At 46.6% G+C, this 13,625-nt stretch carries 11 protein-coding genes; 3 read left to right on the forward strand and 8 right to left on the reverse strand.

Annotated elements, in window-relative coordinates:
- Positions 1 to 19 precede the first annotated feature (19 nt).
- From H8K52_RS09500 to H8K52_RS09535, 8 genes are all read right to left on the reverse strand, one after another.
- On the reverse strand, positions 20 to 3,031 hold the full coding sequence (locus tag H8K52_RS09500; protein ID WP_186922658.1) for a DUF6701 domain-containing protein: 3,012 nt from the start codon (positions 3,029 to 3,031) through the stop codon (positions 20 to 22).
- 129 nt (positions 3,032 to 3,160) lie between these two features.
- Positions 3,161 to 3,667: a pilus assembly PilX N-terminal domain-containing protein gene (locus H8K52_RS09505; protein WP_186922659.1), complete on the reverse strand. Its 507-nt coding sequence runs from the start codon at positions 3,665 to 3,667 to the stop codon at positions 3,161 to 3,163.
- The gene (locus tag H8K52_RS09510; protein WP_186922660.1) at positions 3,657 to 4,484 is read right to left on the reverse strand and encodes a PulJ/GspJ family protein; all 828 of its coding nucleotides are present in this window, start codon (positions 4,482 to 4,484) and stop codon (positions 3,657 to 3,659) included. The genes H8K52_RS09505 and H8K52_RS09510 overlap by 11 nt, the downstream gene beginning before the upstream one ends.
- A 16-nt stretch (positions 4,485 to 4,500) precedes the next feature.
- Complete coding sequence (locus tag H8K52_RS09515; RefSeq protein ID WP_246464413.1) at positions 4,501 to 5,088, reverse strand: type IV pilus modification PilV family protein; 588 nt, start codon at positions 5,086 to 5,088, stop codon at positions 4,501 to 4,503.
- Positions 5,078 to 5,572 (reverse strand): GspH/FimT family pseudopilin, encoded by a 495-nt coding sequence (locus H8K52_RS09520; RefSeq protein ID WP_246464415.1) that lies wholly within the window; start codon positions 5,570 to 5,572, stop codon positions 5,078 to 5,080. Before H8K52_RS09520 ends, H8K52_RS09515 begins: the two co-directional genes overlap by 11 nt.
- A 160-nt stretch (positions 5,573 to 5,732) precedes the next feature.
- Complete coding sequence (locus H8K52_RS21590; protein WP_186922661.1) at positions 5,733 to 6,191, reverse strand: prepilin-type N-terminal cleavage/methylation domain-containing protein; 459 nt, start codon at positions 6,189 to 6,191, stop codon at positions 5,733 to 5,735.
- Between the two features lie 150 nt (positions 6,192 to 6,341).
- The gene (locus tag H8K52_RS09530) at positions 6,342 to 7,571 is read right to left on the reverse strand and encodes a type II secretion system F family protein (protein WP_186922662.1); all 1,230 of its coding nucleotides are present in this window, start codon (positions 7,569 to 7,571) and stop codon (positions 6,342 to 6,344) included.
- A gap of 8 nt (positions 7,572 to 7,579) precedes the next feature.
- Complete coding sequence (locus tag H8K52_RS09535; protein WP_186922663.1) at positions 7,580 to 9,283, reverse strand: GspE/PulE family protein; 1,704 nt, start codon at positions 9,281 to 9,283, stop codon at positions 7,580 to 7,582.
- Between the two features lie 315 nt (positions 9,284 to 9,598).
- On the opposite strand from H8K52_RS09535, the gene H8K52_RS09540 reads away from it, so the two are divergent.
- From H8K52_RS09540 to H8K52_RS09550, 3 genes are read left to right on the forward strand one after another with little or no spacing between them, the layout of a single operon-like run.
- Entirely contained in the window at positions 9,599 to 10,519 is a 921-nt protein-coding gene (locus H8K52_RS09540) for an AAA family ATPase (RefSeq protein WP_186922664.1), read from the forward strand.
- Between the two features lie 46 nt (positions 10,520 to 10,565).
- Complete coding sequence (locus H8K52_RS09545) at positions 10,566 to 11,564, forward strand: DUF58 domain-containing protein (protein WP_186922665.1); 999 nt, start codon at positions 10,566 to 10,568, stop codon at positions 11,562 to 11,564.
- Positions 11,557 to 13,620, forward strand: a complete 2,064-nt coding sequence (locus H8K52_RS09550) for a transglutaminase TgpA family protein (protein ID WP_186922666.1) — start codon at positions 11,557 to 11,559, stop codon at positions 13,618 to 13,620. The genes H8K52_RS09545 and H8K52_RS09550 overlap by 8 nt, the downstream gene beginning before the upstream one ends.
- The last annotated feature ends 5 nt before the right edge of the window (positions 13,621 to 13,625 follow it).

Here is a 13,625-nt window from a genome sequence, read left to right on the forward strand (position 1 = left end):
TGGATTGACAACCAAACGCCTAATGCACTTCGCGCAAATAAATAAATTGATTGGATTTCTTGTAGCTGCCAAATTTCAATTTAGCCGCCGGATTGATCGGAGTCAGTCCACCGCGCCAAGGAAACTTCAACCATGGGCTAACTGGGATATCTAAATCAAGATGTCCGTCATTTCCTAAGCCAGGTTTAGAGAACTTCAGCTTAGCATCACCAGCAACTAGCTTTCCGGTGGCGCTGACACTTGCCACGGTTTCTCCGGCAATTAAATGATTCGTCGCGCTATCGGGATAAAAAATAACACCACTGCCAACATTAGGCGCCACAATCGCGCTACAACTATCATCCGTATTTTTTAGCCACAAATTGTTGTTACGGTATTCAGCAAAGTAAGGCACTGGCAAGTCCAACATTTCTGATCCATAAGCGTTTTGCAGTCTCATTCGTCCATAGCGCTGAGTACTAGTAGCGATCGTGAAAGGTACCGATGCCATAACTTCACCATCACTAGGTGCGGCTAAGATGCCAATACTAGTTTGATTCTCCAAAGCTGTTGGACGAGAAATCTGATGCTTGACCGAGATTGTCGCCTCACCACCAAACCAGCTCCCTGTAGGTGTTGTGCTGCTAACGGCTAAGACACTTCCGACAGGCGCACCGGACATACTGAAATTATAGCTGGCATAGTTACTCACATTGAATTTAACAAAGCTCGCACTATAGTTTCGGGTTGGTAAATTCGAGATATTCTCAGCGGTCAATTTAAAGTTCGTCACAAAACCATCTTGCCCAAAATAGGAAAACGTCGTGTTGGGCAGTGGCGCAGGACAAGCCTCTTGCAAGGTGTTTGCGCTGATCGTGAAGTGATGGGGTATGAAACGACCAAAATGATTAGAGACTGCAGGATTGCCAATATTGCAGCCGAACCTGCCTTTCAATAGGGGATTGCTAGATGCGTCGGCTATATTCGCAAAACTAGAGGCGATACAATCACCATTGACAACATCTGCCGAATTCGAATTTGCAATAAAGGTATCATCGTAAATACCATTTTGCAGAAATCTAAAATAGCCGACTTCGCCATATTGAAATGCGGTTCCACTAGCACCGTTACCATTTGTGACATTGGCTGCGAGCGAAAATGAACCACTCAACACGCCAGTGCCGGGTGGTGCTTTGCCACCACTTAGCACTGGTGGAGCACTCAACCATTGCAACAAACCGGCATTGATTTTTGGCAAACCATCGTAACCTTTAGTCCCAGTATTTACCGTCAATGTGAAATTATTTCCTGCAGCGATCATCGGTGTCGCGCTCACACTAGTACCAGCATTATCGGCGTTCGCATTTGAAACAATGCTAGTGAACGATTGAGGTCGAACAGTAAAGGTATCCGAAGAACAAGCGGTCACTGGTGCCGTTGCGACATTTTCTTTCACACGACAGCGTAATTTTTTATAGGCATCAGGCAAATTAAAATCCGCTGTCAAAGTCTTTCTACCATTATCGCCAGCTGTAAAAGTCAAGTTTTGACTGGCGATTGCGACCGGCACATTGCAAACTGGTGAACCATTTTCTTCCATCAGCTCAACGGCAACACTTCCCGTATAACTATTGACCACCGTCCCAGAAGTTTGCAGCGCTAACACATCGAAGCGGAAACCGACATTCGCTAACTTAGAATACAAAGGATTGCGATTGGTCGCCGTGATAGGATTGTTGTAGCTCAATCCAGTTTCCATGCATTCAAATTTGGATGCACAAGGTGTGTTGGCGATCGTTATTTGACAACTTGCTTGCGCTACGCCGCCAACGACACAGCGCGTGCCATTCAATGGAAGCTTGCTCAAGCCACTGGCAAAGAGCGTGTACGTTCCTGCCGAAGCTGCAGCGGCTTGCAGCACGATATCTTGTTGCGTATTGGCTGATCCTAATGAAAAACTCGTTGGCGTGTAGCTCACACCCGTGGCTGTGGGTGCCAAAGAAATCGCTCCCGTCAAATTACCACTATTGACAATATTCAAGTCTGGACAAGGGACGGTGGACGAAGTACAAGCCAGTACTTTCAGCGTTTCTGGGCATAAAGTCGCACTACCATCATGCCGAATTTCGATATGATCATAATCGGGTACCACGGTTGAACCAATCACAAAGTCATAACTAAAGGTATACGTCCCAGGCGCAATAAAATCGTAGGCGATGCCAATTCCCGTATCTTGCAAAGTCTTGGTGATCGTATTGCTCATTGCACCAGTTGTCGAAAACTGTTGCGTCAATTGAGAAACCGAACAATCGGGTGCGCCATTCGTAAAAAAAGTGCGCCAACCTGCCGCACAGTAACTACTAAAAGTATTGCGCGCCACACCACCAGATGGCGAACTGGGCGCGGCGCGCTCACGGAAAGACTCGACGATGGTTCCAGCTGACGGCAAGGCATCACTATTTGGACATGGATTGGCACCACCAAGGCTAGAGTAAGTTCCCACGATACGATTGCTACCTGAAACAAGCACACCACAGCCGCTATCGCTTCCACCTAAATACGTATCAAAAACATGGTAGTAACGTACGGGGTTGCTAGCACTGACAGAATATCCTGCGGGGATCGTTAAGGTCACTTCAGCTGTGAGAAAATCCAGAGGCGTGGTGTATTTCCAAACGATGGTCGCTTGTGGCCCACCAGTAATGCCGAGCAAGTTATTTGCCGTTTGTTGAACCCCTGAAGAAGATGGATTCGCTGGTGTCGCCGCAGAAATACTATAACTGCTAAACATACCACCACTTGGATTAAAGGTCGAAACAGTATGAGATGGCCCATACAATAATCCATTAGCTCGGATAAAAACGCCATTATCCAAATTGTTAGGATTCGTTTGCGGCAAGGCTGTTGGACTATAAACCTGTCCCGTATTATTCAAACGCCTGACTTGAATTTTTGTCGAGCGATCAATGTAGAAATGGAGTCCATTGGTAGCACTGGTCCCACCATTGCTATTAAACTCAATCGTCGTCTGAGCGTGGCTTTGGTGAGACATAAGACTAAGCAGCATGCACAAGCAAAATATCGCTACTCGAACAATGACTTGCTTCTGACTTAGTCTGGACTCTTCATACATAGTCTTACCTATTATTTATTTAATTTCTCATTCATCGATAACGCAGGTCTAACATGGCGGATCTGTTGCCAGCTCAGTAGTTCCTTTTCTGCAGGTACTGATACTTGCAGAAATTTGCCGTTCTACATAGTCGCTCGAAGGCATTGTTCCTTTGCTGGCTGTTGCGGTGAGCTGATATACACGGATGATATTTCCGCCCTCGTCTTTTTTGGTCAATTGGCAATCAACTCTGACCGAAAATCCGCTCAAAGCGCCTGCCAATGCAGGCACCGCTGCCATGTTCGCGACACAACCTGGAAATAGACTATTCACGACCGCGGCATTCTCTGGCGTTAAGATCTGAAAGCTGGCCCACTCTATTCCCGCCTTCGCTGCTTGATAAGCTAACACCCCTCGGACATCTTGCGTAGCAGTACTACGTTGCATGGTATAGATCGACAACATAAACACACCCAATGCAGCAATTACCAACAAGAGAAATATCGCAGACACCAGAGAAAACCCAGCAGCACCGGGTAAACACGATTGACGATGCAATTGACGATTAAGGCACATTATTGATATTCACATCCTGATAAATAGTGACCGACTCATGCGCTGTTTTAGTCGTCAGACGTATTGACAAGACCCCACTACGTTCGACCACACCATTGGCATAATTAAAGCTACAACTCGCCACATTATCGACTAACACAGGCGCATTCGGATAAGTCACAAGATCTGCGCAGCTAGTTGGCGAAATCGGATAATTGGAAATTCTATACAACCGACCTGTGCCATTTCCTTGCGCATCCGTATTCGCACCATCACAGACGAAACTCACCGCCGGGGCTGTGCCGGACAGCACGAAGAATCGATTTGCTGGCGATTCCAAAGGGTTTTGTATTGCGGAGCCCAATTGAATAGATGTGGTACTAGCAGCAGCGACCACGCCGCGATAGCTCGCCTCATAAGCGTTGGCACCGGCGATACCTAAGTTATAGACGACAATAAAGTCCCCGGCTTGCGGAGCTGCTCGCAAAGGACCAATCACATCAAATTGCGTGCTCGATGCATTTTCAAATGTCAATACATCGCCCGGTGGCGCAGAACGATAACGACCGCCATCTTTGGTCATCAAAAATTCTACGCAATTCGCATCTGATTGCCGAACACTATTTGGCAACGCCAAATGTAAATCACGCGACATCCTGCGGATGGCAGAATGCGCGCCGTCTGACAATGCAGCTCGTCGCTCCACGTCCAAATATTGTTGTATCGGGCGATTGATAAAATTGGCAGCAACAACAGCCAAAATGCCGGTAATCAAAATCACGATGATGGCTTCAATTAAGCTAAAGCCCAATTGCTGCCGAGAGAATATTTTATTCATTTCATCATGCTTCCTACTATGGCAGCGCTCGCGGTGCATAACGATATCGATAGCCAGTCAACATCACACTGAGATCACCGCTACTGACAGTGACGTCGATTTGTATGCAACCAGCGCCACAACTCTCTTGCTCTGTCACTGTGACTGAATAATTCTCCAAGCCTAGGATAACTTGCCCCTGCATATCTACAATTTTATCCTGCCCCGCCCCCATGCCCTTTCCCATTTTGAAGCCAGCATAATCGCCAACATTATCAAAACGTGGCACCGCATAGCGCGTTTCATTTCCGCTTGGTGCTAGCCCCTGTACTTCACTGGCACAATCGGCAGCACTATTGGCCGTCATTGCATTGGCATCATCAGGGTCGCAAAATGTGAACGCCTGCAGTTGTATCTCTTCGAGCAAAGATTCTCCAATCGCTAAAGCCTGTTTTTCACGTAAAGGATCGGTACTGGCGATACTACTCAAATTCATGATTCGAGTTACCCCAATCACAGCAATACTGACAATCAGCATAAATAAGATCAGTTCCACCAAGGTCACACCGACTTGCATCAGTCGTCGCTTGCTAACAGGAGACATAGAGACAGGCTTAATGCACATAGCCTGTCTCCGCTTCAATCCGAATTTGTCCAATTGTGGTCGCACCATCTTGATACAGCACGATAGCAATAGCCGCACCAGCTTGCCCCAAAGCGTCAAATGAAAACTGCCGAGAAACATCAAAACTCACACCCGTAGGCGCGGCTCTTTTAAACCAACTTTGATCTTCCGGTGATAACACCGGGACGCCACCATCGCTACTGCAATCAAGATTCACTGGTGCATAAGTCAAGCAGACCAAGCCATTCACCTGATTGATTTGCACCCAGACTGGACGACGTTGAGCAATCGCCGTCTTTTGCGCATAACGAATCATACTTTGCGTTTGGTCAAAGAAACCACGTGAATCAAACTCTGTCCGGCTCATAAACCTGGGAAGCGCAATGGCTGAGAGAATGCCGACAATCAGCATGACCATGATCAGTTCCACCATGGTAAAGCCCTGAATCGAAAGCAAGAAGCGGCGATGAAAAGGAGTTCGCATCAGGAATACCAATAATCCAAGCGAAGGAATAAAACAGCAAGACCCGTAGGCTTTGTTCAAAATAATTCGGGTCTTACTATCAATCCTAGGCCGACGCTATCAACACAGATTTACAAGTAAAACCCGCACCAGCACCAGCAATCACGCAACGGTCAAGCCGTTACGCGCAATTTGCTGCTGTCAGTCCAGCGCTGCTATAAGTTGGAGGCGATCCCGCGGCCACTGGCACAGTATAGGTGACCGCGCAAGCCGCATGATCGATATCAGATGACACGGTAAACACCGTCGCCGACGTCGTCGTCAAAACAAAATCAGGCGCCGCCAATCCAGCCGCAACGGGAATACCAGTTAAGTCAGTCGTCGGATAGCCGTTAGCCATCGGCAATAACGCTCCCTCCATAGTAATGGCGCTATTCAAAGCTAACTGCTGAGTCAATTGAATCGAACGGGCTAAAGCTGCGCCAGATTTCAAGGATGCCAGTGCACCATTCATTTTCGCAATGCGAGCTTCTGTTTGTAAAGCGGCAAATCGCGGTAGTGCATATGCCGACAACACCCCTAAAATAATAATCACGACGATCAACTCGATCAAAGTAAAACCAGCTTGTTGCTTGCGCATAGCGACTCCTAAAAAGTTGAACTACCTCGGATAAATATCAAGCTTAAATGAAAGCCACGTTAAGCCTAAAATGCTTTGAGTACATCATATCAAACAATGTAAACAAGCTTAGTACTGATCCTGTACTTAGCCATGAAATACAACAAGCACTTATCTTTTCAATGCTACTTTACCAAGATCCCAAATCGGTAAGAAAATACCCAAAGCCAGCACTAAGACCATGATGCCGAGCGATACGATCAATATGGGTTCAATGTTCGCAGATAAGGATTTCAATTCGTACTCCACCTCCCCCTCGTACATCAAGCCAATTTCATCCATCAATTCATCCAGGGCGCCGCTCTCTTCACCGACCGCGATCATTTGCAGCACCACTGGTGTAAACACATTCGCAGCCGCAGCGGTACGCAATATGCTTTCACCGCGTTCAACGCCATCACGCATTTGTTCGACACGACTAGCAATAAAAGTATTATCCACGGTACTAGCCACCACCGTTAAGGCCTGCACAATTGGCACCCCACTCCGACTCGATAACGCAAAGCTGCGGGCAAATCGTGCCAAGGTCGCTTTCAACACAATACGACCAAAAATCGGCGCCTGTAAAATCTGCCTATCCCACCAAAAACGTCCACCGCGGGTCGCTAAAAAACGGCGAAACGCAATCACAGCGAGACTACTCACACCCAGTAATAGCGGCCAATAATCAACAAAGAATTGTGACATCCCGAGTAAAAAACGGGTCATCAAGGGCAGCTGGGCATTGAAAGTGGCAAAGACTTTGGCAAACGCTGGAATCACCGCCACGTTCACAATAATGATCGCCAGCAGCATGACGATGATCACAAACATCGGATACCGCAATGCCGTTTTCACCCGATTGCGCATATCACGTTCGAACTCCATATGCTCAGACAAACGCAAAAAGATCATATCCAGGCGTCCGGTCATTTCACCGACTTTGACCATGCTAATAAAAAACATCGAAAACACATGTGGATGACGCCGCATTGCAGCAGACAATTCCCGTCCCGAATCAAGTGATTCACGCAGATCGCGTATGACTTCACGAAAAGCACGGCTCACGGCGGATTCCTGCAAACCTGTCAAACCCCGCATGATAGGGACACCGGCACGAATTAAGGTGTGTAATTGGTGGCTAAATAATTGCACGTCCAATGCTTGCACTTTTTTATCCCACAAGCGCTGCCACCAAGTTAATTCCTGATTCCCAGAAGTCTGTTTGGTCAGCACAATCTGCACTGGAGAAATACCGATAGCAAATAATTGTTTAGCGACCCAATCACTATCCGCACCTTCCATCACGCCTTCAACCAATTCACCATGCGAATTTCTGGCTTTATATGCAAAGAACGGCATGCTTTACCCTATTCATCAATTTGATTACTGATCCGCATTGCTTCACTGACTGTTGTCACGCCGCTCAACACCAGATCGATGGCGTACTTACGCAAAGTCTTGCCACCCATCTGACGTTTTGCCACATCCATAAAGTAAGCATTGTCATCTGAATGAGCAGCGTCGACGACTGCTTTAGTCATTTCCAATAATTCATAAACACCAATACGACCACGATAACCAGTACCATTACAGTGTCCACATCCGCGCCCGCTATAGTATTGATGCTGAGCTACCGTCTCCTGCATATCAATGCTAAGCCATTCATGCTCAGACGTTGACAGACTATGGGGACTACGACAACTCTCGCAAACGACCCGCACCAGACGTTGCGCCAATACAGCTTGCAGAGAGCTACCCATCATATAGCGTGGCACACCCATATCTAACAAACGAAGTGGTGTACTGATCGCATCGTTCGTATGCAAAGTCGACAGAACCAAGTGTCCGGTCATCGCTGCACGCATACCAATTTGCGCAGTTTCTTGATCCCGCATTTCACCTAACAAAAGGATATCGGGATCTTGCCGCAAAGCGCCTCGCAAGACACGGGCAAAACTCAGGTCAATTTTTTCATTCACTTGCACTTGATTGACGCGGGGAAGACGATACTCGACTGGATCTTCCACGGTAATCAATTTACGGTCTTCCCGATTTAGTTCTGCCAGCGCACCATATAGTGTGGTGGTTTTACCGCTACCTGTCGGTCCTGTCACCAGCACTAAGCCATTCGGACGTTGAATAATGGCGCGAAAGCGCGCCAACATATCAGCAGGCATACCGATTTTGTCTAAATTTAAAATCCCACCACTCTGATTCAAAAGACGCATAACGACCGATTCACCATACTGCGTTGGCATGGTAGAGATACGTACATCGATCTGCTGTTGACGAACTTTGATGACAAAGCGACCATCTTGCGGTAAGCGTTTTTCGGAAATATCCATTTCCGAGATCAATTTCAAACGCAGCGCTAAAGCGCCTGCAATTTTCATATCCGCCTCGGTTTGCAGATGCAACATGCCATCAATGCGAAATCGGATTTGCAAACGTTTTTCTTGCGGCTCGATATGGATATCGGACGCTCTGACTTGAGTCGCGTCATCAAAAACAGACTGGAGCAATTTCACCACCGGGGCATCTTCTGCACCTGCGGTACTAACCAGCATGCCAAAATCAACATTGGCGTCGCTTAATTCTTGTTCAAGCTCGCGTGCCAGATCAGTAATGGTCTCAGTATGTCGGTACAAATTATCAATGGCAGCAAGCAGATCATTTTCATTCACCACCGCCAAATAAATCACGCTTTTCAAAATGCGACTGATTTCATCATAGGCGAACAGATCTGTAGGGTCGACCATCGCCACTAGATAGGCACTATCACGCTGTTCCAACACGATGGCACGAAATCGTCGAGCTTGCAGTTCCGGTAATTTTTTAACGATATCCGCTTTGATGTTGTACTGCTTTAAATTGACAAAGCTAATGTTTAATTGCCGAGCCATTGCTTCGGAAATCTGATCTTCGGTGACAAATTTATTTTCAATAAACAAACGTCCCAATTTACGTCCAGTACGCTTTTGCTCGGACAAAGCAAATTGCAACTGATCTTCTGTTATCAGCTTTTGCTGCAACAAAATCTCACCCAATCGTATTTTTTCTGGTCGCCCCATGCCTGTCCTCAATTCTATTTTTCTTCACTGAACTTCATTTGTCAGCATATTTGTCCGATTCGATTTTTACATTGCCTTCAATGGCTCAAGCTTGCAATTAACTCGACGGTTTACAATACCAATCACAGTGTCATCTTATTTGTGTGAATATGCAATTTTATGAACGCGATAGTCGAACCTTTTCGTACCATTAAATATGTGCAGAGAGGGTTTTGAGAAGACGCCGTCTGTGCTAGTCTTTCACACTAAGTTTAATCGATCTTGCGAGCCATTCGCTCAGCAATCGCCAGCACACTGATTCTATGGGAAAAACACATGTTTTCAAAAGTCCATGAGGTAGCAAAACAACTGAACCAAGTGATTATCGGTAAAGAACGACAGATTCAACAAGCATTGGTGTGTTTATTGGGCGGTGGGCATTTGCTTATCGAAGATGTACCAGGGGTAGGTAAAACAACGCTTGCACACGCTCTGGCAATTTCTTTGGGTTTACAGTTCAATCGATTGCAATTCACTTCTGACTTATTACCGACTGACGTCACTGGCGTATCCATTTTTGAACGCGAGAAGAATCAATTCGTATTTCATCCTGGTCCCATCTTCACTCAGGTTTTATTGGCAGATGAAATTAATCGTGCTACGCCAAAGACACAATCCGCTTTGCTCGAAGCGATGGAAGAGCAACAAGTGAGTACAGAAGGACAAACACGCCAGTTACCGCAACCTTTCTTTGTCATCGCTACGCAAAATCCTACACATCAAGTTGGGACTTTTTCACTACCAGAATCGCAACTTGACCGCTTTCTTATGTGCGTTTCGCTCGGCTATCCCGACGCCGCTGCAGAACGCGCACTTTTGATGGGAGAAGACCGTCGTACGCTGTTAAAAACCCTGAGTGCGATTATGCGCCCCGAAGAATTAGTGACTGCGCAAGCCGCAGTCAGAAAAATTCATGCATCGCCGTCCCTAATTGACTACCTGCAAAAAATAGCGCAAAACACCCGTGAAGCAGGTATTTTTGCTGAGGGCATGAGTCCACGTGCCGCGATTGCACTTTTACAAGCCGCACGTGCCTGGTCCGCGCTAGAGGGGCGTGATCATGTTTTACCTGAAGACATACAAGCGGTGCTGGTTCCAGTCATTGCCCACCGCCTGAGACCACTCAAAGCAGTCAGCAGTAAAGCCAATGCCAGTGCAGATTTATTGACACAATTGATGTTGAAGATCGCGGTTTAGTTCATGATGCAAATTGCGCTGATGGAATCGACCAAGTAGCCAGACCATGCTGTATTTAAAAAAATTGAGAACCCAATTCAAACGTATCGTTCTGCTGGAAAAATCAGCGGAATCGGGCGAGGTCATCTTAAAGCAAAGGCGAGTATTTACCTTACCAAGTCGCGCGGGCTTGGCTTTTGTGCTATTGCTTGTCATGCTTTTTTTAACCTCGACCAACTACAATCTCAATCTGGGCTTTGGTATGACTTACCTGCTGGCAGGCTTAGCTGCAGTAAATGCTCTATACACATTTAGGAATCTGGCATATTTACGTTTACAGGCGGGACAAGGCGAAAGCATCTTCGCGGGTGACGTTGCCGAATTTCCGATTCATATTAAGAATCCACAAAATTTGGATCGTTACGCCATCCACATCAATTTTTTACACGAACAAAGTCCAGAGCAAATTTTTGATGTCGGCGCAAACGACAGTCTAAGTATTAAATTACGTACGTTAAGTTCGCGGCGTGGCTACTTATCGTGCCCTAGAATCCGCTTACAAACTTGGTTCCCGTTAGGACTGCTACGAGCATGGAGCACATGGTTGCCAGCGACTACAATCTTAGTTTTTCCATCCCCAGAGGCGACACCACCACCTCTGCCGGTTGGTATTGATAATGCTAGCGACAACAATAGTTCACAGAGCACAGGCCATGAAGACTTTGCCGGCGTGCGCAGCTATCAATCTGGAGATCCGTTCAAACACTTATCTTGGAAACATATAGCCCGCGTTGACCTCGATGCAGGTGGCGCACTAATTTCCAAACAGTTCGCAGGGGCAAGCGGCGGTGAAGTCTGTCTGGATTTCGCCCTAATATCTTCGCAAATCGATCTAGAATTGCGCTTATCGCGTATGACAAGCTGGATTTTAGAAGCCGAACGCCAACAACTGGATTACGGTTTTAAACTGGGCAACCTCAATTTTTCACCAGCTCAGGGTGAAATCCATCGCAACACTTGCCTGACCGCTCTCGCCACCTATGGCCTGGATCAACACCATGCTTAATCGACTCAAGACCAAATTGCGTGATGAGCTGGGAAGTCGATCACAACTAGCTTTTGCCAACGATAAACGCAATACTTTAATCCTAGTCTTTGCTTGCATTTTGGTAATACTTAACCATATCAACAATTTATTCGCATGGATTAGCATCAGCACCCTCAGTGTCATGCTGTGGCGAGTCTGGCTGACAGTGCGCGGCAGACAACTTCCTTCTCGATGGGTATTATTACCAATTGCTGTAGCACTGATGGCTGGTATCTTCTGGCAATTTCGCAGCTTCTTTGGACGCGAAACCGGAGTCGCCATGTTGGTATTACTGTTGTCTTGCAAAATGCTGGAGATGCATGCCAAACGTGACCTGTTTGTGGTTCTATTTTTGGGCTTTTTTTTACTATTGGCCAGCTTCTTCGAATCGCAAAGCATCGCAACTGCGATGCAAGTGGCGGTCGCGGCTTTCGCTCTATTGCTTGCACAAGTCAGCTTTCAATACCATGAAAAAATCCCTAGCCTTTGGCAACGCGCAAAGCTAGTCATCGTTATGCTTGCTATCGCAACCCCGATCACCGTACTGAGCTTCTTTCTATTCCCAAGGATTCAAGGGCCACTCTGGGGCTTACCTGGCGATGCCAATACCGCCAGATCTGGGCTATCGACATCGATGTCACCTGGCAATATCAGCAAATTGGCGATGTCGGAAGAATTGGTTTTCCGGGTCAACTTCTTAAACAAAGTTCCTGAAAAATCACAACTCTATTGGCGCGCCGTAGTCTTGAGTAATTTCGATGGCCGCCAGTGGCGGCAAGGTCGTGATTACAGTACAAAAGAAGGACGTGACTTAGAAGTATCAGGAGATCCCATTTCCCAAGAAATCACGCTGGAACCGAGCGGTACCCACTACCTATTTGGTCTAGACAGTGTGCTCAAACGCCCGTTCTTGGAAGGTAAGCTAGCGGGCATTAATTCGAATGGCGAGCTATTTAGTGACGAGGGTATTAATAATCGGGTGCGTTACCGGGTTCAATCCTATCTCAACTACAAGCTCAACTCCCATGCTGATCCACAATATTTACAGACGTATTTAAGCTTGCCATACAACTTTAATCCACTTACAAGAAATTTTGCACAAGACATTCGACAACGCTATTCAGACCAAAAGTCTCAGATCGATGCAGTTTTAAGTTTCTTCCGAAATGAACAATTTTTTTATACGCTTGAGCCTCCACTTTTGGGGCGCAATAGCGTCGATGACTTTCTGTTCAATACGCGAGCTGGCTTTTGCGAGCATTACTCCAGTGCTTTTGTCGTAGTAATGCGGGCACTTGGTATTCCTGCCAGAGTCGTAACGGGCTACCAAGGCGGTACGCTCAATACCCAAGATCAGTTTTACGAAGTTCGCCAATCCGATGCCCATGCTTGGGCCGAGGTTTGGCTTGCTGAAAAAGGCTGGGTGAGAGTCGATCCCACGGCTTCGGTTGCACCTGAACGTATTTCACAAAATCTCAAAGCGACTCAATCCAACACTGGATTTGCAAGTATGGTCGGTGATTTAATCAATGAAAATGCATTTAGCCGAGAAATGCGGATGCGCTGGAGCGCAATTAATAACTCTTGGAATCAATGGATCTTAAATTACAACCAAACACGCCAATCTCAACTGCTAGATAATTTAGGTTTCAACGGCATAGACTGGGAAAAAACTCTATTAACTATCTTTGCAATCGGTCTCATTACGATCGCGAGTTTGGCACTCCCTCTACTACGCCGATCAAAGAAATTGCCCTTGTATGAAAGACTGTACGTAAATCTTTGCGACAAGCTCGCAAAGAAAGGCATGCCACGTGCCCCTCATGAAGGGCCGAGTGACTATCTACAGAGACTACAATCAAAGATAGATGCTCAAGAATTTACTTCGTTGCGAGATTTTTTTGAACTCTACATTGCGATAAAATACGGCAAACTCAGCCAGAGCCATGCCGCAAAGCCGTTTGCACAGACCACAGACATTCAAACTCTGCGCAGCCATCTAAAAAATATCCAAATTTCCAGAAGATTATCTTGAACATT

This window comes from Affinundibacterium seohonense, from assembly GCF_014284305.1.
Classification (GTDB): domain Bacteria; phylum Pseudomonadota; class Gammaproteobacteria; order Burkholderiales; family Burkholderiaceae_D; genus Undibacterium; species Undibacterium seohonense.